The following is a 20,577-nucleotide window of genomic DNA, read 5'->3' as shown; positions in this document are numbered from 1 at the left end:
GACGCGCCACCTTTGCGGCGGTCGCCCTGATGCTGGGCGGAGGCGGACTGGTAGCGGTGAACGTGTACGCCACGGCCAGCGAGGGGGACTCGGCGCAGCCGGGTCAGAGCCGGACCGATCAGGTGCTGGCAGCGGGAGCCGCCACGATCGACTGCCCGGACGTCGGCAGTCAGCTGACGGCGACGCCCGAGCAGGCGAGGGCCGAGGTCGACAGGGAACTCGCCCTGCTGGACAAGCAGATCACCGAGGCCTACCGGCAGTTGCAGGACGCGACGCGGGACGGGCAGCAGGACGGTGCCTTCGCGGACAACGCCATCATGACTCCGCTGAAGGAGAAGCGGGCCGCGACGATCGAGCGGATCGCGGTCGCGATCGACCGAGTGGGCGACCGCCCGGCGGGCCTCGAAGCCTTCGCGCCCTGCACGCTCCGCGCCTCCGGAAACCAGGACGGCCAGGACAACGGCCAGGCCGGCGACCGGAGTTCCGGAGGACAGGACGACAACGGCGGCCAGGACGGCCAGAACCAGGGTGACGGCGAGGGCGGACAGCAGGGCGGCAACGGCGGGCAGGCGGGCAACGGCCCCGTGGCCGCCGACTTCCAGGACATCAGGACCGTCCAGCCGAACGTGCGGAACCCGAGCCCGCAGGGCGGCGCCTCGCGCGGCACCTTCGGCACCAGCTGCGGCGTCAATGCCAACGGCCTGTTCAACTCCGACAACGTGATCGTGGCCCCCGGCGTCTCCAACGGCGCCCACCACTTCCACGACTACGTGGGAAACCAGGCCAACAGCGCCTTCGCGAGCGACGACGACCTCGCCAACGGTGACACCACCTGTGCGGACGAGGGCGACAGGTCCTCGTACTTCTGGCCCGTGCTGCGCGTGCAGAACGGCGCCCAGGAGCAGGACGCGAACGCGCCCGGCGGCGGTGTCGAAGGCAACGCCGGCGAGATCGTCACGCCCAAGCAGGTCACGATGACGTTCGTGGGCAGTCCGCGCGGCGAGGTCACGGCCATGCCGAAGCTCCTGCGCATCATCACCGGGGATGCCAAGGCGTTCGTCAACGGAACCGCCAACGCCAACGCGTCGTGGAGCTGCGCCGGGTTCGAGGACCGGCAGTTGAAGGACAAGTACCCGCTGTGCCCCGCGGGCAGTGACGTGGTCCGCACCTTCAAGTTCCAGAGCTGCTGGGACGGCCGGAACATCGACAGCGCCAACCACCGCACGCACGTGGCGTTCGCCGACGCCGAGGGCAACTGCGGCAACGGCTTCCGGGCGATCCCGCAGCTGGTGCAGCGCATCGTCTACGACGTCGACGCGCCCAGCCTCGAGGACGGCGGGCGTACGACCCCCCTGTTCGGGGTGGACTCCTTCCCCGAGCAGCTGCACAAGCCCGTGACCGACCACGGCGACTTCATCAACGTCTTCGACGAGAAGCTGATGCAGGAGATGGTGGACTGCATCAACGACGGACGGAAGTGCGGCGCGGGAGCCGGCTCCGGTGCCGGCGAGGACCCGGGGAACACGCCGAAGCCGACACCGGCGCCGAAGCCCCCGACGTCGAAGCCGACGTCCGAGCCGGCACCGGCGCCGTCCTCCGAGGCCCCCTCCGGCGGTGACGAGCAGGACGACGACCCGGCGGACACCGGGAGCGAACCCGCGCCCGAGCCGTCCGGCGCGGAGACCACGAAGCCGGCCGGCGGAGCGGGCGGCGACCGCGAGGACGCGACGCCCAAGGCCGACGCGACGCCCAAGGCCGACGCGACGCCCAAGGCCGACACCTCACCCAAAGCCGACGTGACGCCCAAGGCCGACACCTCGCCCTCGGCCGTCCACCGCGACCCGGTCACGACGGCGGACGACCCGGGCGCCGAGGAGAGTGCCGTTCCCGGACCCGAGCCGACGCTGCCCGCAGACGGTGATCAGGCGAGCGGTTCACTGACCGGGCCGCAGGCGACCACGGGCGGGCTCGCCGACACCGGAGCCCAGCTGTGGCCGGCGGCGGCCGGAGCGGTTCTGCTGATCCTCGGCTTCGTACTGCTCCGCCGTATCAGCCACCGGTAGGCGGAGCGACGCCCGCCGGGTGGGGCGACGCCCGTCGGGTGACACAGGCCCGAAGGCGACCGGGACCGCGTTGGGCGGCCCGGTCGCCTTCGGCTGTGCGGACACGGACGGGCGGGAACGGCCGACCGCCCGGAAAGCGCCGAATCCGTGATCATCCGATTGCCGGCCCAAAAGATGTTTGAATCAGCGGTTCACATGCAGAACACACCTAGTGGCACCATGGGCCGCATGGATGTTGCGAGTAGGAACAATGTCGTGGTCACCGGCCGTGAGGACGGGCCGGTGATGATGCTGGCGCACGGCTTCGGCTGTGACCAGAACATGTGGCGACTGGTCCTGCCCGCCCTGGCCGAGCACTTCCGCGTGGTGCTGTTCGACTACGTCGGTTCCGGCTCGTCGGACGTGTCCGCGTGGAGCGAGGAACGCTACGGCACCCTGGACGGCTACGCCCAGGACGTGGTGGACATCTGCGAGGAGCTCGACCTGCGGGACGTGACGTTCGTGGGGCACTCCGTCAGCTCCATGGCCGGCGTGCTGGCCGCGGCGCGGGCCGAGGAGCGGTTCGCGAAGCTGGTCCTGCTCGTGCCCTCCCCTCGCTACATCGACGACGGCGACTACAAGGGCGGCTTCAGCGAAGAGGACATCGACGAGCTGCTCGAATCGCTGGATTCGAACTATCTGGGCTGGTCGGCGGCGATGGCGCCGGTGATCATGGGCAACCCGGAGCGGCCGGAACTGGGGGAGGAGCTGACGAACAGCTTCTGCCGAACCGATCCCGACATCGCGCGTGTCTTCGCCCGCACCACCTTCCTCACCGACAGCCGGCCGGAGCTGGCCTCGGTGAAGGTGCCGACGCTGGTCCTGGAGTGCTCCCAGGACGTCATCGCCCCGCAGGGCGTCGGGGCCTACGTGCAGGCGTCCATCCCCGGCAGCCGACTGGTCACGCTGGACGCGACCGGTCACTGCCCGCAGCTGAGCGCACCCGAAGCCACCGCCGAGGCCATCGTCACCTTCGCGGCGCCGCGAAGGTGATGTGCCGCACGGACCAGGATCCGGAATCGCGCAAGCGCACGGAACAGGACCCGGAGAGCAACGGGACGACAAAAAACGTGCGTCCGTCCGACGCGGCGTTCAACGCGCTGCTGGAGGACGACGTGGAAGACCTGTACGAGAACGCCCCGTGCGGCTATCTGTCCACCCTCCTCGACGGACAGATAGCCAAGACCAACACGACCCTGCTGCGCTGGCTGGGCCGCACCCGCGAGGAGACGGTCGGACGGCTGTACTTCTCCGACCTGCTCACGGTCGGGGGAAAGCTCTACCACGAGACCCACTTCGCCCCTCTCCTGCGCATGCAGGGCGAGGTCAACGGCATCGCCTTCGAGCTGAAGGCCGCCGACGGGTCCAGCCTGCCCGTCCTCATCTCCTCCAAGGTGAAGGAGGGCAGCGACGGACAGGCCCTGCTGATCCGCACGACGATCGTCGACGCCCGGGACCGCCGCGCCTACGAGAACGAGCTCCTGCGCCGCCGCCGGGAGGCCGAGGAAGCCCGCGCGGAGACCGAACGGGCCCGCCGGGAGGCCGAGCGCGACAAGGAGCGCCTGCAGAGCGTGCTGGCCGTCCTGCAGCGCAGCCTCGTCCCGCCCTCGCTGCCCCAGGCGCCCGGGATGCAGACGGCCGCCTACTACCACACGGCCTCCACGGACCAGCTCGGCGGCGACTTCTACGACGTGTTCGCGCTGGGCGACGGCCGCTGGGGCTTCTTCCTCGGCGACGTGTGCGGCAAGGGCCCCGAGGCGGCGGCGGTGACCTCGCTCACCCGCTACACGCTGCGGGCCGCCGCCATGCACGACGCCGACCCTGTCGCGGTACTCAAGACCCTGAACACCGTCCTCCACCAGCACTACATCCGGGGAGACCCCCGCTACTGCACGGCCATCTTCGGCACGCTGACCCCGCACGAGGCCGGCGTGACCGTCCGCCTCGCCAGCGGCGGCCATCCCCCCGCGATCCTGATGCGCGCAGGCACCGACGCCGAGTACCTGCCCACTCCGGGCGGTCTGCTCGTGGGAATCCTGCCCGAAGCGCCCTTCAGGGACGTCACCCGCGAGCTGACGGCGGGGGACACCCTGCTGCTCTACACCGACGGCCTGACCGAGGCACGGATCGGTCCCGAGGGCGCACGGTACGGTGACGAGGCCCTGCTCGAATTCACCTCGGGCCTGGCACCCGCCAGTCCCGACAAGGCCGTATCGGCCGTCACCACTCTGCTGGAGAGTTTCGGCGACGGTCTGGACGACGACACCGCCGTCCTAGCGATCGGTATCCCCGCACCCACCACGACCGACGAAGAACAGACGTGACAGATCTGACCGCCATCACCCGCAACACCCCGGCCGGACCCGTGATCACCGTCAGGGGCGATCTCGACCACTGCAGTGCCGGAACGCTGCGCGAGACCATCCGCGACCTGGCGCTGCAGCCGGGCCAGCTCCTCGTCCTGGACCTGCAGCGCCTGGCTTTCTGCGACTCCAGCGGCATCTCCGTCTTCGTCGCCGCGCACCGCCAGGTCCTGGCCGCCCAGGCCCGCATGGCACTCGTCGCCGTTCCCGAGATGATCATCCGGACCCTCGGGATCGTCGGCCTCGACCAGGTCCTCGACATCCACCCGGACCTCGACCACGCGGTCAGGTCGAGCTCCGCCTGACGCGCGGACGCGACCCGGGGCACCCGTCAGAGCCGGGTGAACGGCTCGGCGTACCCGAAAGTGCCGTGCAGCGCGGGGTCGTACGCCGACAGGGTGCGCACCTGGAAGTACGTGCCCCAGGCGGGGTCCGGCGGGGCGATCCGGTGGTCCGTGGCGGTACGGAAGCCGTATCGGGAGTAGTACTCGGGGCTGCCGAGCAGGGCGACGAGTGGCTCGCCGAGCGCGTCCGCAGCGCCGAGCACGGCGTGCATGAGCGCGAGCCCGACCCCGCGCCGCTGATGATCGGGACGGACGCTGAGCGGACCGAGACCGAGGGCCGGCGCCGTGCCGACGTGACCACGCGTGCAGACCACATGGCCGATGACCTCCTCCTCGCCGTCGTCCGCCACGAGCGACAGCGCGGGCAGCCAGCCGTCGCAGTCACGCAGGGCGTCGAGGAGCGTCACCTCCACGGGGACCGGTGTGTCCGGCTTGGCGAAGGCGGCGGCCGTGACGGCACGGACGGCGGGAACGTCGGCGGGAACCTCACGTCGGATCAGCACCGGCACAGTCTGTGGCAGCGGGGAACCGGGGCGCAAAGCAATTCGGTACTCACCCGCCCGGCGGAGCGGCGCGCGGGTGAAGACGGTGACCCGGGCCGCGCACCGGCATCCTGCGGCCCACCCGGTGACACGCCGACGCCTGACCCTCCCTCATGTCGTGGCGCGCGCTGCCGCCTTCGATGGGGTATGCTCGATCTTGAGCGCGCAGCCGGGTTTCTCGGTGCCGCGTCTCGCGTCGATGGTCCAAGGAAAGGCGCCCCGCTTCCTGCGGGGAGATGCAGGTGCAAGGCCTGCTCGGCGCTCGACAGAACCCCATCCCGGTCCTCCGGGGTGGGGTTCTTCGCGTGCCGGGGAGCGGGACTCTCCGTGCGAGCGGCCCGCGCCCGGCCCCGCGGACGCCTTGCGCCACCGGCACTTTCGCGTCGTCCTCCGGCATTCAACAGAATGCGCGGCGCACCGTTTGGGCAACGGGCGGCAGATGAGTGCGGTGGACACCGTGCCGTTCGCCCTGGGGTGCGCGGCCGGGCAGGAGTTCGTCGCGGGTTCCGGACGCCGAGGATTGCCGGTCAGCCGAGACCGTGAGGCCAGGACCTAGGGCTGCGACAGGGCCTCCCGGACGGCGTCGATGCCGAGGGCCAGGTCCGCATGGAAGCTCTGGTGGAGTTCGAGGTCCCGGGTCATGTCGACGTAGTAGCCGTCCGGCAGGGTCGACTCGGCACGCGAGAGGTCGCTGTGCAATTCGTCGAGCTGGTGGATCATCCGGTGGGTGTCGCTCAGGCACTGCGTGAGGGCCTCGGTGAGCGGGCGGCCCGACTGAGGGGGAGTGTCCGCTCCGGGCCGGTGCGCCGCGCGCAGCGCCGCCCGTACTGCCGCGCGCCGGAACTGGGCCAGGGCGAGAGACGCTTCGATCCCGTCGTAGGAGACCTCGTTCGTCCAGGGGTCGTCATGGGCGAGGCCCGACGCCAGGAAGCCGACGCGGCGCGGGACGTCGAGGTCCTTTTTCACCGTGTCGAACATCGGCGCGGCGAGCGCGGCGTCCTGCGCCAGTGCGACCGCGAACGCCCGGGCGTCCTCCCTCCGGAACTCGTCCCTGGTGGCCCGTGTCCCGGAACTCTCGGCCTCCCGCCGGAACCGCTCCACGTGAAGGGCGAGCACCGCTCCGAGCCGTACAGCCGCCAGTTCGGCCGCGGGGAAGCCGCCGAGTGCGGCCTCGCGGCCCCGAGCGTCGCACCGGGCGAGGCCGGCCGCGTATGCCCGTACCCCGGACGGCGCGGGCTCGGCGAACGAGTGCAGGACGGGTGCGCCGAAGGGCGGCACGGGGAGCGAGGGGCCGAGGTTCCACAGCGGCGGTACGGGGGCGCGGCGGGCGGTGGCCCCGTCCGCACCGGTGGAGTCGCTCACCTCGTCCAGCCCGGCCCGCAGGTCGAGTACGGGATCCAGCGCGGCGGTCAGCTCGCCCAGCAGTTCCGCGAACCTGACGTCTGCCTCCGCGGACCCCTCGGTCGCCCCGGATTCCCCGGCCTTCCCCGGCGCCTCGGCACCTCTGGCCTGCCGCGCCCCCGTCTCCGCTCCGAGCAGCTTGCCGACGTGGCGCAGGGTGCGGTGCACCGTCGGCATCGACAGGCCCAGCTCGTACCCGATGGCTCCCGGCGCACAGCCGGCCAACCGAAAGGCGGTGACGTTGAGTTGGCGCTCGTTCAACTCTCTCAGCTGGGCGAGTGCCACCACCGTCCGGGCCTGCACCAGGGCGTCGGTGCTGCTCTTCCCCAGGAGAGCGGGCACCGTCCCGCGCGCAGGGCGGAACGCCCCGCAGCCGCCGCCGACGGTCATCCGGCACGTCCAGGCCCGCAGTGCCTGGGCGGTGACCACGGGCGTCCTGGTGTCCTCCGCGGCTCCGGCCGCGTTCGCGCCCAGCAGGTCCATCCACCGCCGGGTCACCGTCATCGAGTCCTGGGCGAGTCGCGCCGCCTCCACCAGGTCCGCGCCCCGCAGCAGCGACAGGGCGACGAGCGGCCCCGCATGCGCCCGGTAGTAGTCCCCGAACCCGACCCCGCTGACGGACGCAGTATCCGCCGGATCTGTCGCCATTGACCCAACTCCCTTGTGTTCATGGTCACTTGTGATTTCGCCGGAGCTCAAGGTTATGGCTCGACGCGCGAGGACGGCTGCCCCGCCCCCTGGACATTGGCGAGGGCAGTCGCGTGGGCGATGCGCGGCGCAGCGGGACCCGGGTCAGCCACCGGCCGCGTGGCCGCGGGCAATGCGACCGACAACGCCTCGTACTCCGACATGGTGTACGGCCTGTTCAAGATCCTCGGCTGCAACTTCGGCCCGCGGTTTCGCGACCCGGACGACCAGAGGTTCCGGCGGGCCGCGATGCACGGCGTCGAGAGCGCTGTACCGAGGTTCCCCGAGGCCGTAGCCGCTGGGACGCAGGGCGGCACACCGCCGCCCCGGGGGTCAGGGGGACTGCCGGCCGGTGGCGCCGCCGGTGAGGGCGAGCAGGACCGTGGTGCGCTTGCCCGCCGGGGCCGGCTGCACGTCGTACTTGAGACAGACCGCCAGGACTATCTCCAGCCCGTGCTGGCCGATGCGGGCGGGATCGGGCTCACGGGGGGTCGGCAGGGCCGGGGCGCCGTCCCACACGGTGATCTCCAGGCTGCCGTCGACGACCCGCAGATCCAGCCGGGACGGACCGGGGGCGTACCGGCAGGCGTTGGTGATCAGTTCGCTCACGACCAGTTGCGTCATGCCGAGCGCCCGGGGTGAGAGGGGTACGCCGTGGTCCATGTGCACGCGGGTCAGATAGGCGGTGGCGAAACGCCGGGCGGCACCGATGCAGCGGGTGTCTCCGTCGTAGGCGGCGCACGCCGCCGGGGCGGAACGTGCACGCGAAGCCTTCTGTTCGCTGTAGTGCGCGGTCTGGTCCATACGGTCGCCTCGCGTTGCCTTGGTCACATGGCCCCGTTGGACGCGTACCCCTGAAGCGTGCCTCCACGTGACTGTCTGGCCGGTCTTTCGCCTCGGCGGCGAGGCCGCGGATCGGTCCAGGCTGATGGTGAGATTAACAGGCGGCCGGTTGACACCAGCGCGACAGTTCCGTTTGCGTGGACGCAAGCATCAGCGGATCCGCCGCTGGAGACGATGAGGGAGATGGCATGAGCGCCGCCCGTCTGGTCATCTCCCGCCACGTCACCCCACAGGGCGTGAGCGTTCTGAAGATGGCTGGAGAGATCGATTTCACCACCGTGGGGGAGTTCCGCGAGGCGCTGGCCGACCGTGAGAACGCCCCCCGGCACTGCACGGTCGTGGACTTCAGCGGGGTCACCTTCATGGACTCCAGCGGGATCACCGTCCTGGTGGCCGCGCACCGCGACGCGGCCGCGGGCGGCGGCTGGCTCCGGCTGGCCTGCCTGCCTGCCGGCGTCCACGACGTCCTGCACATCGTCGGCCTGGACGAAGTGCTTCCGCTCTACCCGACGCTCGACCTCGCGCTGACGCCCTGAGCCCCGACCGGCGCGCGCGGGTCCAGGACGGACACTCCGGCCGCCGCCGCGGCAGCACCGGGACGGCGGGGGCCACCTCAGGCACCGGGGCGCCCGCCGTCCCCGGCCGGCGGACCAGGGCGGCGTACGAAGCGGGGCGCGGTGCCGGCGGGCGCCCCGGCCCCTTGCACCGCCGGGGCGCGGCGCCGCGATCAGTCGGACCGGAGGTTGTCCAGCGTCGACTTCGTGTCGGTCTTGACCCAGCCCGCGACGTCGGTGACCTCGGCCGGTGTCGTGCCGTAGGAGGACGCGTACGCACTCCAGTTCATCTGGTACGTCATCCAGCCGTCCCGCACGGCGAGGATGACCGACCTGCTGCCGCTGGTCGATGAGCCGGACGTGGTGTCCTGGGTGACGAGATAGGCCTCGTCGCCGAAGCCGCTGACCTTGTCCACCTCGTAGTCGTCGTAGCGCTGGTCGTACTCGGACCACAGCGCGGTGAACTCGGCGGCGGGGTCCGTCTCCTTGTGCAGGTCCATCTGGACCGAGAGGTAGGCGTCCGAGTAGGACGAGGCGGAGGACTTCTTCAGTGAGATGCTGCAGTAGCTCTGGTCCAGAGCGTCGGTCTCCAGCGAGTTGTGGGTGGGGGAGGAGTCCTCCTCGGTGTACTCGGTCCTGACCGACGAGTAGTCGACCGCGGAGCAGAGATTGGCCTTGGACCGGTACCCCGCCAGATCCGGCGTGTCGCCGTCGCCCAGGTCCAGCAGGAACACCCCGCCGGCCCACAGGGCGGACGCGATCAGCGCCCCCACCGCCGCCCACGCGAACGCGTGCCCCGCCCTGCCTCTTCCTCCGCCCGGCGGTGGCGCGGCGGGCTGGACGAAGCCCGGCCCGCCGTAGGGGTGGTGCTGTGTCGGCACGGAAGCGGGAGGCGGCCCGAAGCCGCCCGGCTGCTGGAGGGCCGGGTCGGGATGGACGGCCGGTCTGGGCGGTGCCGCCTGCCGCAGGGTTTCTGGCTGCCCTCCGGGTGCGGGCTGAGGCGCGGGCACGGTGGGGCTGCCCGGGCTGCCGGTGTCGGCGGGCGGGGCCGACTGGGCCTGGGGCTGGGCTTGGGGCTGGGCTTGGGGTTGGGCCTGGGGCTGGGCCGGAACGTCGTCGGGCCGGTCCTTCATCATTTCGCTCCTTCTCCGTGGTCGGTGGAGATGCACTGAGCCCGGGGTGTGACTTCTCGGGCCGCGTTGCCCGCCGTCGCGCGGACGCGGTCGGCAAGGTCGGGACGGGCGGGGATCGGACCGGCTCGGACGGCGGAGAACATCTCCGGTGGGCTTCGAAACCCGGTGACGGAGCCGGGGTACAACAGGCGCGGATCGCTCAACCAGGCGATTCTAGAGGGAAGTTCGCCAGGAGGCCGCGTTCCGGAACTGTTCGCCCGCGGCATCGCCCCCGCCCCTCGGGCACCCGTCCCGTACGGAACCAGGTCCTCGGCAGCCGAGTGAACGATCCGGCCGGGGCGGCGGCGGAGCGGGCCGGGCGGGAGAGCCGGGGACGGAACCGGCGAGGCGGGAATGCGACGGCCGGAAGTGCTGTTACACCGGACAGCTGACATGCGCGAGTCAAGAACCGCGGATGTGGGCGGAAGGAGGACCCTCATGGCACGCACCAGCGAGCGCCCCGTCGTCACCCTGAGGTCGACGGCCGGGACCGGCGCCACCTATGTGACGCGCAAGAACCGCCGGAACGACCCCGACCGGCTCGTACTGCGCAAGTACGACCCGGTGGCCGGCCGGCACGTCGATTTCCGGGAGCAGCGCTGAACCACGGCCGCCGCGACCACGCGAACAACCCCGAGGAAGGACACCACATGAAGCCACGCATCCACCCCGAGTCCCGCCCGGTCGTCTTCCGTGACCGCGCCGGGAACGTGTCCTTCCTGACCCGTTCGACCGCGCAGTCCGCCAGGACCGTCGCATGGCAGGACGGCAACACCTACCCGGTGATCGATGTCGAGATCTCGTCGGCCAGCCACCCGTTCTACACCGGGAACTCGCGGGTGCTGGACACCGCAGGTCGTGTGGAGCGCTTCGAGCGCCGCTACGGCCGCGCGGCCGCGGCCCGCCACTGACCGCCGGCCCGGCCCCGGGCGAGCGGCCCACCGTTGACCGCCGGCCCGGCCCGGGCGAGCAGGAGGAGAGCAGAGCGATGAAGGTGCGCAGGTCCCTGCGCTCACTGAAGTCCCTTCCCGGGGCTCAGGTTGTCCGCCGACGCGGCGCAACCTTTGTGATCAACAAGAAGAACCCGCGCTTCAAGGCCCGCCAGGGCTGACGCCGGTCGGCACAGCCCGGATCGACGGTCCGGGGCGCCCGTGACGGAGTGCCTGAACCCAGCGGGGTTCAGGCACTCCGTCATTCCCGCGGATCCCGCACACCACGTACCACCCACCCGGCAACTCCCGCCGGGCGCCCCGGAGATGCGGACGTGATCGCGTTGTCAGTGGTCGCGTCAGCCGGCCGACGGGCGCACCGGCCCTCGCGGCCGCCATGAGCGGCTGCCGCCCGTCGCGGGGAGACACCGCGAAGGCGGCACCCGTGGCCCAGGGCCCGCGACGGCGGCACCCGTGGCCCAGGACCCGCGGCGGGACGCACGCCAGGACCCGCGGGCGCGTGTGCGCGGCCGCGGGTCCCTCGGCGGTCCGCTCAGCCGGTGGCGCAGGTCTTGCCGCTGAGGCTGAACGCGGTCGGAGCGGTGTTGGTGGCTCCCTTGGTGCCGGTGAAGCCGAGGGTGACGGATCCCCTGGCGGGCACGGTGGAGGTGTAGGCGGCGGGGGAGACGCTCACCGCGCCGCCGTTCTGGGTCGGGGTGCCTCCCCACATGTTGGTGACGGTCTGGCCGTTGGCGAAGGCGAAGGCCAGCGTCCAGCCGTTGATGGCGGTGGTTCCGGTGTTGCGGACGACGATCTCCCCCTGGAAGCCGCCGGGCCACTCGTTGACGACGCGGTAGCCCACGGAGCAGCTCACGCCGGGTGTGCCGCCGTCCTTGTCGGTGGTGACCTTCACCGTCGCCGAGCGGGCGGAGCGGTTCCCGGCCGCGTCGCGGGCGTACACGGCGAACGTGTAGGCGGTGTCCGGGGTGAGACCGGTGACGGCGGCGGTGTTGGTGGCGGAGGCCGCGACCGCGGACTCGGTGTCGCCGCTGACGCGGACGATGTCGTAGCCGGTGACGCCGACGTCATCGGTGGCGGCGGCCCACTTGAGAGTGACGGAGGTGGCCGTCACGGCGGAGGCGGTCGGGGTGCCGGGCGTGGTCGGGGCGTGGGTGTCGCCCTGGTTGCCGCTGTAGACGGTGGCTTCCCGGGAGGTCTGGAGGATGCCGTTGGCGCCGTGGAAGATGCGTTCGCCCCAGGAGCTGAGCCGGTCGGGATCGAAGTCGATCGCCAGGTCGAGGATCGGGTCGGTGTTCCCGCTCCAGGACCAGGCGAGGTAGCCGAGCCGGAGCTGTTCGGCGGCGGCCATCATGGTGTCCTCGTCCGGGTCGCCGTACTGGTCGGGCGGCCCGCCGAACTCGCCGATGAGCAGGGGCAGTCCGGCGTTGACGAAGGCGTTGAGGTAGTCGGTGACCTTCTGCGCGGTGTTGTAGACGCTGTACATGTGGATCGAGAAGATCAGATCGCCGGTCGGGTCCGCGTCGTAGACGGACTGGGCGTTGGCGCGCATGACGCCCTGCCAGTCCTGGCCCCAGTTGGGCGCGTCGACCATGATCGTGTGCTTGAACCCGGCGTCGCGGAGCTTGTGGACGGCGGCGATGGTGGGCGCGGTCCAGCCGGCGGGGTCGGTGTTGCCCCAGGGCTCGTTGCCGATGTTGATGATGACGTGGTCCTCTTCGCCCTCGAGCACGTCTTTCAGGCTTGTCCAGTAGTCGGCTGCCTGGTCGAGTGAGGCGGCCGCGCTCTCCTCGCCGTAGCCGGTGGTGTCGTGGACCTCGAGTACGCAGATGAGCCGGTTGGCCTTGCACTGGGCGATGACGGCGGTCACGTCCGCGGCGCTGTTCCTGGTCCAGCGGTGACCGTTGGACAGGACGACGCGGACGGTGTTGGCGCCCAGCGCCTTGATGTCGGCCAGGGACTGCGTCTCCCCCGGGTACCAGGTGTGGGCGTGGTTGACGCCACGCATGACGAAGTCGTTGCCGTTGCCCTCCAGGAGGCGGCCGTCACTGATGTGGAGGCCGGTGGCGAGGGCGCCGGCCGGCTGGGTCTGCGCCCGGGCGGGGACCGGGTTGAGCGCACCGAGCAGGACGAGGCCGAGCACGGCGGCCAGTCCGGTCAGCAGTGCCTTGACGACGTTCCTTCGTGCCGTTCTTCTTGTCGGTCTCACTGCGACTCCAGGGAGTAAGGATCAAGAACCAGAGCACCGGCCCATGTGTGGGAGCGCTCCCATGAAGCCACTCGGTCAGGGTCACGTCAAGATGTCGCGCACGGGTGACGGATCCGCGGTCGCGCGCCGAGGGTGTCGGCACGAGGGCTGCCGGACGCGCTTCCGCTGGTACCAAGGCCCGTGCCCGGCCGGGCCCGCGTGCCCGTAACTTCCTAGAATTCGTCCGTGACGAACAGGACGGGACGGCGGCGGGGCCGCAGGCCGGGAAGCCCCGACACCCGGGCGGTGATCCTCGCGGTCGCGCGGCGCCGTTTCCTCGAGGACGGCTATCACGCGGTCACACTGCGGTCCGTCGCGGCCGAGGCCGGGGTCGACCTGGCACTGGTCAGTTACTACTTCCGTTCCAAGAAGGGGCTGTTCGGAGCCGCGCTCGCCCTGGGTGCCAACCCGGCCGAGGTTCTCGCCCGACTCCTCGACGAAGGAGACCTGAGCACGCTGCCGGAACGGGTCGTGCGGCAGGTCGTCGCCGTCTGGGACGATCCGGTGTCCGGTCCGCCGTTGCTGGCGATGCTGAGGAGCGCGGCCGCTGACGAGGCCGTCGGAGAACTGCTGAAGGAGGCCGTGGAGCGGGAGATCGTCGACCGGATCGCGGCGCTCCTGCCGGGGAGGAACGCGCGGCAGTACGCGGGCGCCTTCACGGCCGTGGTCGCCGGACTGATCACCACCCGCTACCTGCTGCGCCTGGAGCCGATCGCCTCCATGAGCGCGGAGGACGTGGTCCGTCGGGTGGCACCGCAGGTGCGGCTGGCCCTGCGCGGTTCGCCGCGCCCGCCTGTCGCGGCGCGGAGTGTGCGATGACCGTTCGGCACGCCTTCGGCGTCCGTCGTGTGCGATGACCGGTCCGCACGCCTTCGGCGTGCCGTCTCTGGCCGCCGTACTCGAAGTTTCGCGGCGCATCCGCCGGACGCGAGCCGCCCGAAGCCGGTGCCGCGCCTGTACGGAGCCGGCCGGTGCCTCCCCTGCACCGAGCCGGCGCCGGGCCGAGCGGGGGAGACGCCGGCCACGACTACTTCACCGGAACGAGTGCTGCTCCCGCGCGGTGGCCGTGCCGGAACCCTCCCCGGCAGGAACGGACTTCGTGTCCTCGTCGGACGACGAGAGGCGACCGGGTGAACGGAGCAGTACGGCGACGGCGAGGGCGGCGAGCGCGGCTGCCGCGGCGGCACCCAGGAGCGCCACGCGCATGCCGTCGGTGAACGCGTTCGTGGCCGGGCCTGCGACCGCGTCACCCATGGTGTGCGCGGCGGCGAGGGAGGACCGGGCGGCCTCCACCGCGTGCTGCGGCAGCCCGGGCAGTTCGAGCCGGTCCCGGTAGGCCGCGCTGAGCAGGCTGCCGAGGACCGCGATTCCCAGTGCCCCGCCGAGTTCACGCGCCAGGTCGTTCATGGCGGACCCGATGTTCTGCAGGGAGCGCGGCAGCGCGTCCGTGATGCACGTCGTGGCAGGCGTCATGGCCAGCCCCATGCCGGCGCCGAGCGGTACGAGACCGGTGGCGATGAGCCAGTACGGGCTGGACGCGTCCAGCAGGGACAGGACCCCCATGCCGGTCGCCACGGCCACCAACCCGGCCGTCCACGGTCCCCGGAGACCGAACCGTGCCACCAGACGAGGTGTGGCTCGGGCGAGCGGGATCAGGCACACGGCCATCGGCAGCATCGCCACCGCCGCCATGAGAGCGCTGTCGCCGCGCACCAGTTGCAGGTACTGCATCATCACGAAGATGAAGCCGAAGAAGACGAAGAACTGGAGCGTGATGGACAGCGAACCCGCGGTGAAGTGCCGGTTCAGGAACAGCCGGGGGTCCAGCAGAGGATGCTTCTGGCGCAGTTCGAAGAACACGAAACCGGCCAGGACCAGCAGGCCGAGCGCCATTCCGCCGAGCGTCGTCGCGCTGCCCCAACCGCGGGTCGGAGCCTCGATCACCGAGTGGACAAGGACGACCAGTCCCAGGACCGCGAGGAGTGCGCCGCCGATGTCGAGGGGCGGCTGGTGCGCCTCGGCCGACTCGGGCACGTACAACAGCGTCCCGACCAGGGCGGCCAGCGCCAGAGCGACGTTCAGCAGGAACACCGAGGGCCACGACCAGGTCTCCAGCAGCGCACCCGTCGCGAACAGGCCCACGAGTGCGGCGGCTCCCGCCACGGCGGCCCAGACGCTGACCGCGCGGGCCCGCTGAGCGCGGGGGAAGGTGCTGGTGATCGTGGACAGGGTGGCCGGCATGACCAGCGCGGCACCCGCGCCCAGCACGGCCCGCAGGCCGATCAGCATGGCCGGGTCGGTCGTCAGCGCGGCGGCGGCGGACCCGCCGCCGAAGAGGGCGAGCCCCGCGAGCAGCGCCGTGCGGCGGCCGAATCGGTCGCCCAGAGCGCCGGCGGGCAGCAGGAGAGAGGCGAAGACGAGGCTGTACGAGTCGATGATCCAGGACAGTTGGGTCTGCGTGGCGTGCGTCTCGCGGGCGAGGTCGGGCAGGGCGACGTTGAGCGAGGCCATGGCGGCGACCACGGTGCCGAGGGCGAGGCACGTGACGATGAGAACCAGTTGGTGACGTACGGCTGGAGCGGGTCCGGCGGCGTGGGCGCGCGTGGACGACATGTCGCTCTTCTTTCGTCGAGGCGTTCCGGGAGATCCCGATGTCCGGGGCTACACAGTCAGCCGTACGCCCGCCGATTTCCACGCTGATGAATTAACGGAACAGCGGAGGGACAGCCGTTGCGGAACGGCGTCCGTCGGGATCCAGGACCGGACAGTCCTGGCGGGAGCCCCGCAGCACAGGATGCGGAGGCCGGCTCCGTACGGCGGTCCGTGGGCCGCCGCCCCCCAGGCCCCTGACACGTCGGGCCGGCGTTGAATTCACGCGGCCGGCGGTGCGGAGACCAGCGGCGGCACCCACCGGGACCCGGCCCGGGTTCAGGGCTTCCCCGAAGATGTCCCGGCGAGCGGGGACCTTCCGTTCCACCGGACCTGAGCGTCCTGAACTCCGCAGGGCGCGGACTGCCCGACGGCCGACCGGGGTGCGGTGGTGTTGTCAGAAGCCTGGCCCGGGAAGCTACCTGCCGGTATACAAGCGACGTAAGCCTGTGGGGCGGGAGTTCTCCATGTCACGGCGGTGTCGCACGCACGCGTGCGTGCCGCCGTAGAGCACCGCCGGCCCACAGTGCACTGTCACCGCTTCAGGGGAGGGGCACGATGGATCACGACCAGCACGAGGACGGCGCCGCGCCGAGACGGCGGCGCGCCGTCGCACTGGGGGCCGCTTTCGGCAGCTGCGCCCTGGTGGCGGGTCTCGCTCCCGCCGCCTCGGCCACGGCCGGAGGTGGGCACTCCGCGCACCGGACGGACTATGTCGCGCTCGGTGACTCGTACACCTCCGGTCCGCTGATCCCGCGTCAGGTCGACGCCAACTGCGCCCGCTCCGACAGTAATTACCCCTCGCTCGTCGCCGCCGCCCGCGAGGTGGCCACATTCACCGACGTCAGCTGTGGTGGTGCGACGACCGAGGAGATGTGGAAGGCGCAGGGGACCAACGCGCCCCAACTGGACGCCGTGGGAGGCGACACCGACCTGGTGACCGTGCAGATCGGCGGCAACGACATGGGCTTCGGCTCCATCATCGGCACCTGCGCCGCCCTCAGTTCGAAGGACCTGGCCGGAAATCCCTGCCAGCAGTACTACGGTTCGTCCGGCACCGATCAGCTCACACTCAACATCCTCCAGACGGCGCCCAAGGTCGCCCGAGTGCTGCGAGCGGTGCACGCCAGGGCGCCGCACGCGCGCGTGGTCCTCGTCGGCTACCCCGATCTGCTGCCCGAGGACGGCAGCGGGTGCTACCCGTCCGTTCCGTTCGCGGCGAAGGACTTCCCCTACCTGAGGGACACCGGCAAGCGGCTCAACCTGATGCTGCGCACGGTGGCGCTGCTGAACCGGGCCGAATACGTCGACACGTACAAGGCGACCATCGGCCACGACATGTGCAAGGCGCCGGCCGACCGCTGGATCGAGCCGCTGCGCCCCGCCGCGCCCGCCGCGCCCGCGCACCCCAACGCGAAGGGGATGGAGGCCATGGCGGGAGCGGTGCTGGCGCGTCTGGGCAGGCACGGGGGACACGGCTGACCGCCTGCCGGGGAGCGGGGCGCCTCCCGCGGCGCCCGCTCCCCGGCAGGCGCGTTGTGCGCGGGGGATTCCCTCGGTGGCACCAAGTAGGTACCATCGAAATATGCCATCGCTCAACGTGTCCTTCACCGAAGAGGAGCTCAAGGGCGTCCGGGCGGCCGCCGCGGCTGCCGGCAAGAGCCTCAAGCAGTACCTGCACGACCTCGGGGTGCGGGAGATGCAGCGCAAGCAGTTCGTCGACGGCGCGGGCGTGTGGGCCGAGCGGCTGCGCGGCGAGTTCGACGCCGCGTTCCCCGACGAGGTGCCGCCCTCCGAGCGACGTGACGGCGCTGCGGCTGCCTGATGCACTTCTACGTTGATGTTGCCTGGCTGCTCGACGTCCAGGAGACCGCCCTCCTGAGCGAGGACATGTCCGTCGCGGACTACTCCGCCCTGGTGGCGGCGGTCGCCCGGCACCGGACGAAACTGCCGACGCTCGCCGCGGCCGACCCGGACGCCGCGTGGCGGGCGGCGGCGCTGATGCACACCATCGTGCGCCTGGAGCCGCTCCCGCACCGCAACAGCCTGTTCGCGGCGTTCGTCGCCGCCCAGTACATGGATCAGTCCGGAGAGGGCATCGACCCGCCCTACGGCGGTCTGTCCGACCTCGTGCGCAAGATCCGTGACACCCGCCTCGGGATTCTCGACGTCGCCGAACAGCTGCGCTCCTGGAAGGTCTGAGCCCTTCCGCCGTGGGGTCCCGTTGCCGTCGCGAGACGTCGCGGTGTGTGCCCGGCCCCTCGCTCGGCGAGGGGCCGGGCGTCGTCAGCGTTCGGCAGGGCGGTCCAGCAACCCGGTGACGTGCTCACGGACCACCTGCCAGGCCGGGGCGTGCAGGGCGCCGACATCCGTACGGCCCAGCGCCTCGACGACCTCTTCGGCCTCGGTGCCGATGTCGTAGGCGGTGCTGTCGCCGAGTACCTCGTAGCCGTCACGGACGGCGACGCGGACGCGGGCGCGTGCGTCACCCTCGGCGTGCACCGCGGCGGCGACGACCAGGGGTGGCGCTCCACCCGCTTCGCCCTCCAGCTTGCGGTAGCCGCTGACCACCGGCTCGCGCCAGCGCAGGCCGAGCAGCAGGGGACGCTTGCTCACCAGCTCGGTCAGGTCGGTCTCGTACGCCCCGTCCGTTGTCAGTACGCGTGCGCGGGCGTCCAGGACGAGCGCCGCCGGCAGCAGGCAGCGCAGCGTGCTGCCGACGATGTTGCCGCCGACCGTGGCGGTGCGGCGTACGGCACCGGTCCCCACCGAGGCGGCCGCCCGGCGCAGCACCTCCGGGACCCGGTCGCCGATCCGGTGCAGCACCACGGCCGCGCCCAGCGCGTCGCGTTCGACCACGGTGGCTTCGGGCAGACTGCTGAGCGACATCGCCAGGTCGGGGAAGCCGTCCCGTTGCCAGGTCGCCCAGACCAGCGTCGCCCCGCCCACCGGCACCGCTCCCTCGGCCAGACACTTCTGCGCTTCGGACACGGACGTGGGCAGACGCAAGTGCACGGCAACCGACCTGCTTTCCTGGGACGTGGGGTAGGGGAGAGGCGGGATCTCGGCCACATGGCGTCGACGTGGCGCATTCTGCCCAGGTCTGCGGGGGCGCGTACAGGGCTCATCACGTCACCGTGTGCGCCCCTCCCGCAGGGGCGTACGCAGTGACGCGCTGCCAGGCCGCGTGCGTGTCGGGGTGACGTTCCGCCTGCGCCGACCGCGGGCGGCTGACGCCGTCGGCGACACCGCAGGAAGTCGATCCTGATCTGCTCACCGGCGTGCACGCCGTTCACGTCGCTCACCCGGCGCGCGCGTCCGGCGCCGGCACGCGCGTTCGGCGCCGGAATCGCGTTCGGCCGCACCGACGTCCCTCCCGATCTCGTCGGCGCGGACCTGGACGAACGGCGCCCGGCCGTCCAACTGCTCAGCCCCGGCATGCTGCATCCGCTGACCGCACAGCACGCCGTCGCCGCGACGCCGGTCCGGCTCACGAAGGTCGCCCGCCGAACTGCCAGGTGTGGACCTCGACGGCGGCGTACCGGTCTGTGGCCAGGACGCCTCGTGCCGTGTCCGGATCCGGTGCCCGGACCAGCGCCGCGGTGCCGAGGCCGGTGGTGGCGTCGTCGGACAGCAGGGGTCCGTACGCGATCAGCTCGTCGCGATCGGACGGCACGGCGAGGTCGACGGCGTCCTGCTCGGGGCCGAGGCCGAGCACGAGGTACCGGTTTCCGCCGGTCCGGCCGCCCGGGAAGTCCCACATCGTGCGCCCCAGCACGTTGCGCCAGCGGCGCAGCAGTACGTCCCGGTACACGCCGGCCTGGTAGTTGGGCTCCTCGAAGGCGAACGCGCGAGCCGCGGCCGGATCCGGCAGGTCGACCATGTGCACGCTGCCGGTGGGCAGCTCACCGTCGTCGGTGAGCGTCGGGCCACGGGCGATCATCTCGGCGGCGTACTGGTCCATGTAGGACCAGTGCGCTTCCAGCAGCCTGTCGCGGGCGGCGACGGAACCAGGACGATCGCGGTGGAAGCAGAAGAACTCCATGGCCCGACTCTGTCCGACACGGGACGGCATCTCAACGGACTTTGCCCCACGGCGTCCATTGAGGAGCAGCGGCTCGGTCCGCACGCAGTACGCGGAAGCCGACGGGACACACCGACGACCGCCGAGAGGCCTCAGCTCACTCCGAAGTACTGGAATACCCCTGCTACGACGGCCCGGACGATTCGACTAGGGAACAGCGACAGCCGTCTTGGGCGCGGCGGCCAGCCGCAGGCCGACCGCGACAGGGGTCCACCCGAGGCGGGTCCGGAGGTCCCGTGGGCGACGGGCCGCGGCGGCGAGACGATACGCGTCGGCTTCGGCACGGAGTTCGACGGCACGGATGTGGTGCAGGGCGAGATGGGTCTCAGGGAGCATCGGGCTGTTGCCTCTCATTCCGTGGTGAGCGGGAACGCGCGTGTGTGGATGCGTACCTGCGCGGTGCGAAGCGGACGGGTTCCCCAATTCCTGGAGGAGCCTCAGCAGGAACCCACTGGCACTCGGGGCACATAAGGGACGATCTGCGACGGGTTCATGTGGGGCGTCCGCCGTCGAAGCCCCGGTACCTCCAGCCAACACCTCCAGACGCGAACGTGGGCGGGGGGGGGGGGGGGGGGGGGGGGGGGGAGGGAGGAGGGGGGGGGGGGGGGGGGGGGGGGGGGGGGGGGGGGGGGGGGGGGGGG

General features: G+C 71.6%; 21 protein-coding genes and 1 pseudogene. 13 read left to right on the top strand and 9 right to left on the bottom strand.

Features of this window, described 5'->3' with window-relative positions; translation table 11 throughout:
* Nucleotides 1–29: 29 nt before the first annotated feature.
* The 4 genes from AC069T_RS31955 (at nt 30) to AC069T_RS31940 (ending at nt 4,770) form a co-directional block, all read left to right on the top strand.
* A complete protein-coding gene (locus AC069T_RS31955; RefSeq protein WP_478786063.1) occupies nt 30–2,063 on the top strand; it encodes a DUF1996 domain-containing protein in 2,034 nt (677 codons plus the stop codon).
* A gap of 228 nt (nt 2,064–2,291) precedes the next feature.
* Nucleotides 2,292–3,095 (top strand): alpha/beta fold hydrolase, encoded by an 804-nt coding sequence (locus AC069T_RS31950; protein WP_478786062.1) that lies wholly within the window; start codon nt 2,292–2,294, stop codon nt 3,093–3,095.
* On the top strand, nt 3,095–4,426 hold the full coding sequence (locus tag AC069T_RS31945) for a PP2C family protein-serine/threonine phosphatase (protein ID WP_478786061.1): 1,332 nt from the start codon (nt 3,095–3,097) through the stop codon (nt 4,424–4,426). The genes AC069T_RS31950 and AC069T_RS31945 overlap by 1 nt, the downstream gene beginning before the upstream one ends.
* On the top strand, nt 4,423–4,770 hold the full coding sequence (locus AC069T_RS31940; RefSeq protein WP_478786060.1) for an STAS domain-containing protein: 348 nt from the start codon (nt 4,423–4,425) through the stop codon (nt 4,768–4,770). Before AC069T_RS31945 ends, AC069T_RS31940 begins: the two co-directional genes overlap by 4 nt.
* Before the next feature lie 26 nt (nt 4,771–4,796).
* Here the strand turns inward: AC069T_RS31940 and AC069T_RS31935 are convergent, their stop codons facing one another.
* Nucleotides 4,797–5,312, bottom strand: coding sequence for a GNAT family N-acetyltransferase (locus tag AC069T_RS31935; protein WP_478786059.1), 516 nt, complete (start codon nt 5,310–5,312; stop codon nt 4,797–4,799).
* 591 nt (nt 5,313–5,903) lie between these two features.
* Complete coding sequence (locus tag AC069T_RS31930; protein ID WP_478786058.1) at nt 5,904–7,400, bottom strand: hypothetical protein; 1,497 nt, start codon at nt 7,398–7,400, stop codon at nt 5,904–5,906.
* Nucleotides 7,401–7,574: 174 nt separating this feature from the next.
* Between AC069T_RS31930 and AC069T_RS31925 the strand changes: the two are divergent.
* A pseudogene (locus AC069T_RS31925) lies at nt 7,575–7,706 on the top strand (Tn3 family transposase); the annotation flags it as partial.
* A gap of 66 nt (nt 7,707–7,772) precedes the next feature.
* On the opposite strand, the gene AC069T_RS31920 reads toward AC069T_RS31925, so the two are convergent.
* Complete coding sequence (locus AC069T_RS31920; RefSeq protein ID WP_478786057.1) at nt 7,773–8,243, bottom strand: ATP-binding protein; 471 nt, start codon at nt 8,241–8,243, stop codon at nt 7,773–7,775.
* Nucleotides 8,244–8,470: 227 nt separating this feature from the next.
* Between AC069T_RS31920 and AC069T_RS31915 the strand changes: the two genes are divergently transcribed.
* The gene (locus AC069T_RS31915) at nt 8,471–8,818 is read left to right on the top strand and encodes an STAS domain-containing protein (protein ID WP_478786056.1); all 348 of its coding nucleotides are present in this window, start codon (nt 8,471–8,473) and stop codon (nt 8,816–8,818) included.
* Between the two features lie 191 nt (nt 8,819–9,009).
* On the opposite strand, the gene AC069T_RS31910 is transcribed toward AC069T_RS31915, so the two are convergent.
* Nucleotides 9,010–9,972 (bottom strand): hypothetical protein, encoded by a 963-nt coding sequence (locus AC069T_RS31910; protein ID WP_478786055.1) that lies wholly within the window; start codon nt 9,970–9,972, stop codon nt 9,010–9,012.
* Between the two features lie 474 nt (nt 9,973–10,446).
* On the opposite strand from AC069T_RS31910, the gene rpmG reads away from it, so the two are divergent.
* The 3 genes from rpmG (at nt 10,447) to ykgO (ending at nt 11,119) form a co-directional block, all read left to right on the top strand.
* Nucleotides 10,447–10,611 (top strand): 50S ribosomal protein L33, encoded by a 165-nt coding sequence (rpmG, locus tag AC069T_RS31905; protein ID WP_358853208.1) that lies wholly within the window; start codon nt 10,447–10,449, stop codon nt 10,609–10,611.
* Between the two features lie 47 nt (nt 10,612–10,658).
* Nucleotides 10,659–10,919, top strand: coding sequence for a type B 50S ribosomal protein L31 (locus tag AC069T_RS31900; RefSeq protein WP_478786054.1), 261 nt, complete (start codon nt 10,659–10,661; stop codon nt 10,917–10,919).
* 77 nt (nt 10,920–10,996) lie between these two features.
* Entirely contained in the window at nt 10,997–11,119 is a 123-nt protein-coding gene (ykgO, locus tag AC069T_RS31895; protein ID WP_358853210.1) for a type B 50S ribosomal protein L36, read from the top strand.
* 371 nt (nt 11,120–11,490) lie between these two features.
* Here the strand turns inward: ykgO and AC069T_RS31890 are convergent, their stop codons facing one another.
* Nucleotides 11,491–13,164, bottom strand: a complete 1,674-nt coding sequence (locus AC069T_RS31890; protein ID WP_478786053.1) for a cellulase family glycosylhydrolase — start codon at nt 13,162–13,164, stop codon at nt 11,491–11,493.
* A gap of 225 nt (nt 13,165–13,389) precedes the next feature.
* Between AC069T_RS31890 and AC069T_RS31885 the strand changes: the two genes are divergently transcribed.
* On the top strand, nt 13,390–14,022 hold the full coding sequence (locus AC069T_RS31885; protein WP_478786052.1) for a TetR/AcrR family transcriptional regulator: 633 nt from the start codon (nt 13,390–13,392) through the stop codon (nt 14,020–14,022).
* A 213-nt stretch (nt 14,023–14,235) separates the two neighbouring features.
* On the opposite strand, the gene AC069T_RS31880 is transcribed toward AC069T_RS31885, so the two are convergent.
* Entirely contained in the window at nt 14,236–15,816 is a 1,581-nt protein-coding gene (locus tag AC069T_RS31880; protein WP_478786051.1) for an MFS transporter, read from the bottom strand.
* 594 nt (nt 15,817–16,410) lie between these two features.
* On the opposite strand from AC069T_RS31880, the gene AC069T_RS31875 reads away from it, so the two are divergent.
* The 3 genes from AC069T_RS31875 (at nt 16,411) to AC069T_RS31865 (ending at nt 18,054) form a co-directional block, all read left to right on the top strand.
* Nucleotides 16,411–17,334 carry an SGNH/GDSL hydrolase family protein gene (locus tag AC069T_RS31875; protein WP_478786050.1) on the top strand — a complete coding sequence of 308 codons (924 nt, stop codon included), beginning with the start codon at nt 16,411–16,413 and terminating at the stop codon, nt 17,332–17,334.
* Between the two features lie 103 nt (nt 17,335–17,437).
* Nucleotides 17,438–17,677, top strand: coding sequence for a hypothetical protein (locus tag AC069T_RS31870; protein WP_478786049.1), 240 nt, complete (start codon nt 17,438–17,440; stop codon nt 17,675–17,677).
* Nucleotides 17,677–18,054 (top strand): toxin Doc, encoded by a 378-nt coding sequence (locus AC069T_RS31865; RefSeq protein WP_478786048.1) that lies wholly within the window; start codon nt 17,677–17,679, stop codon nt 18,052–18,054. Before AC069T_RS31870 ends, AC069T_RS31865 begins: the two co-directional genes overlap by 1 nt.
* Before the next feature lie 84 nt (nt 18,055–18,138).
* On the opposite strand, the gene AC069T_RS31860 is transcribed toward AC069T_RS31865, so the two are convergent.
* From AC069T_RS31860 to AC069T_RS31850, 3 genes are all read right to left on the bottom strand, one after another.
* A complete protein-coding gene (locus AC069T_RS31860; RefSeq protein WP_478786047.1) occupies nt 18,139–18,867 on the bottom strand; it encodes an FAD binding domain-containing protein in 729 nt (242 codons plus the stop codon).
* A 475-nt stretch (nt 18,868–19,342) separates the two neighbouring features.
* Nucleotides 19,343–19,897 carry a YciI family protein gene (locus AC069T_RS31855; RefSeq protein WP_478786046.1) on the bottom strand — a complete coding sequence of 185 codons (555 nt, stop codon included), beginning with the start codon at nt 19,895–19,897 and terminating at the stop codon, nt 19,343–19,345.
* A 186-nt stretch (nt 19,898–20,083) separates the two neighbouring features.
* On the bottom strand, nt 20,084–20,272 hold the full coding sequence (locus AC069T_RS31850) for a hypothetical protein (protein WP_478786045.1): 189 nt from the start codon (nt 20,270–20,272) through the stop codon (nt 20,084–20,086).
* Nucleotides 20,273–20,577 lie beyond the last annotated feature (305 nt).

This window comes from Streptomyces sp. NPDC043867 (assembly GCF_056435845.1).
The sequence above is the reverse complement of the archived record's forward strand: the minus strand, read 5'-3'. Positions and strand labels throughout refer to the sequence as shown.

What these genes read in the sequence shown, in the direction of transcription:
- AC069T_RS31955 (WP_478786063.1), top strand. Translation starts at nt 30, where the DNA reads ATGCTGGGCGGAGGCGGACTGGTAGCGGTGAACGTGTACGCCACGGCC.
- AC069T_RS31950 (WP_478786062.1), top strand. Translation starts at nt 2,292, where the DNA reads ATGGATGTTGCGAGTAGGAACAATGTCGTGGTCACCGGCCGTGAGGAC.
- AC069T_RS31945 (WP_478786061.1), top strand. Translation starts at nt 3,095, where the DNA reads ATGTGCCGCACGGACCAGGATCCGGAATCGCGCAAGCGCACGGAACAG.
- AC069T_RS31930 (WP_478786058.1), bottom strand. Translation starts at nt 7,400, where the DNA reads ATGGCGACAGATCCGGCGGATACTGCGTCCGTCAGCGGGGTCGGGTTC.
- AC069T_RS31920 (WP_478786057.1), bottom strand. Translation starts at nt 8,243, where the DNA reads ATGGACCAGACCGCGCACTACAGCGAACAGAAGGCTTCGCGTGCACGT.
- AC069T_RS31915 (WP_478786056.1), top strand. Translation starts at nt 8,471, where the DNA reads ATGAGCGCCGCCCGTCTGGTCATCTCCCGCCACGTCACCCCACAGGGC.
- AC069T_RS31910 (WP_478786055.1), bottom strand. Translation starts at nt 9,972, where the DNA reads ATGATGAAGGACCGGCCCGACGACGTTCCGGCCCAGCCCCAGGCCCAA.
- rpmG (WP_358853208.1), top strand. Translation starts at nt 10,447, where the DNA reads ATGGCACGCACCAGCGAGCGCCCCGTCGTCACCCTGAGGTCGACGGCC.
- AC069T_RS31900 (WP_478786054.1), top strand. Translation starts at nt 10,659, where the DNA reads ATGAAGCCACGCATCCACCCCGAGTCCCGCCCGGTCGTCTTCCGTGAC.
- ykgO (WP_358853210.1), top strand. Translation starts at nt 10,997, where the DNA reads ATGAAGGTGCGCAGGTCCCTGCGCTCACTGAAGTCCCTTCCCGGGGCT.
- AC069T_RS31880 (WP_478786051.1), bottom strand. Translation starts at nt 15,816, where the DNA reads ATGTCGTCCACGCGCGCCCACGCCGCCGGACCCGCTCCAGCCGTACGT.
- AC069T_RS31875 (WP_478786050.1), top strand. Translation starts at nt 16,411, where the DNA reads ATGGATCACGACCAGCACGAGGACGGCGCCGCGCCGAGACGGCGGCGC.
- AC069T_RS31870 (WP_478786049.1), top strand. Translation starts at nt 17,438, where the DNA reads ATGCCATCGCTCAACGTGTCCTTCACCGAAGAGGAGCTCAAGGGCGTC.
- AC069T_RS31865 (WP_478786048.1), top strand. Translation starts at nt 17,677, where the DNA reads ATGCACTTCTACGTTGATGTTGCCTGGCTGCTCGACGTCCAGGAGACC.
- AC069T_RS31855 (WP_478786046.1), bottom strand. Translation starts at nt 19,897, where the DNA reads ATGGAGTTCTTCTGCTTCCACCGCGATCGTCCTGGTTCCGTCGCCGCC.
- AC069T_RS31850 (WP_478786045.1), bottom strand. Translation starts at nt 20,272, where the DNA reads ATGCTCCCTGAGACCCATCTCGCCCTGCACCACATCCGTGCCGTCGAA.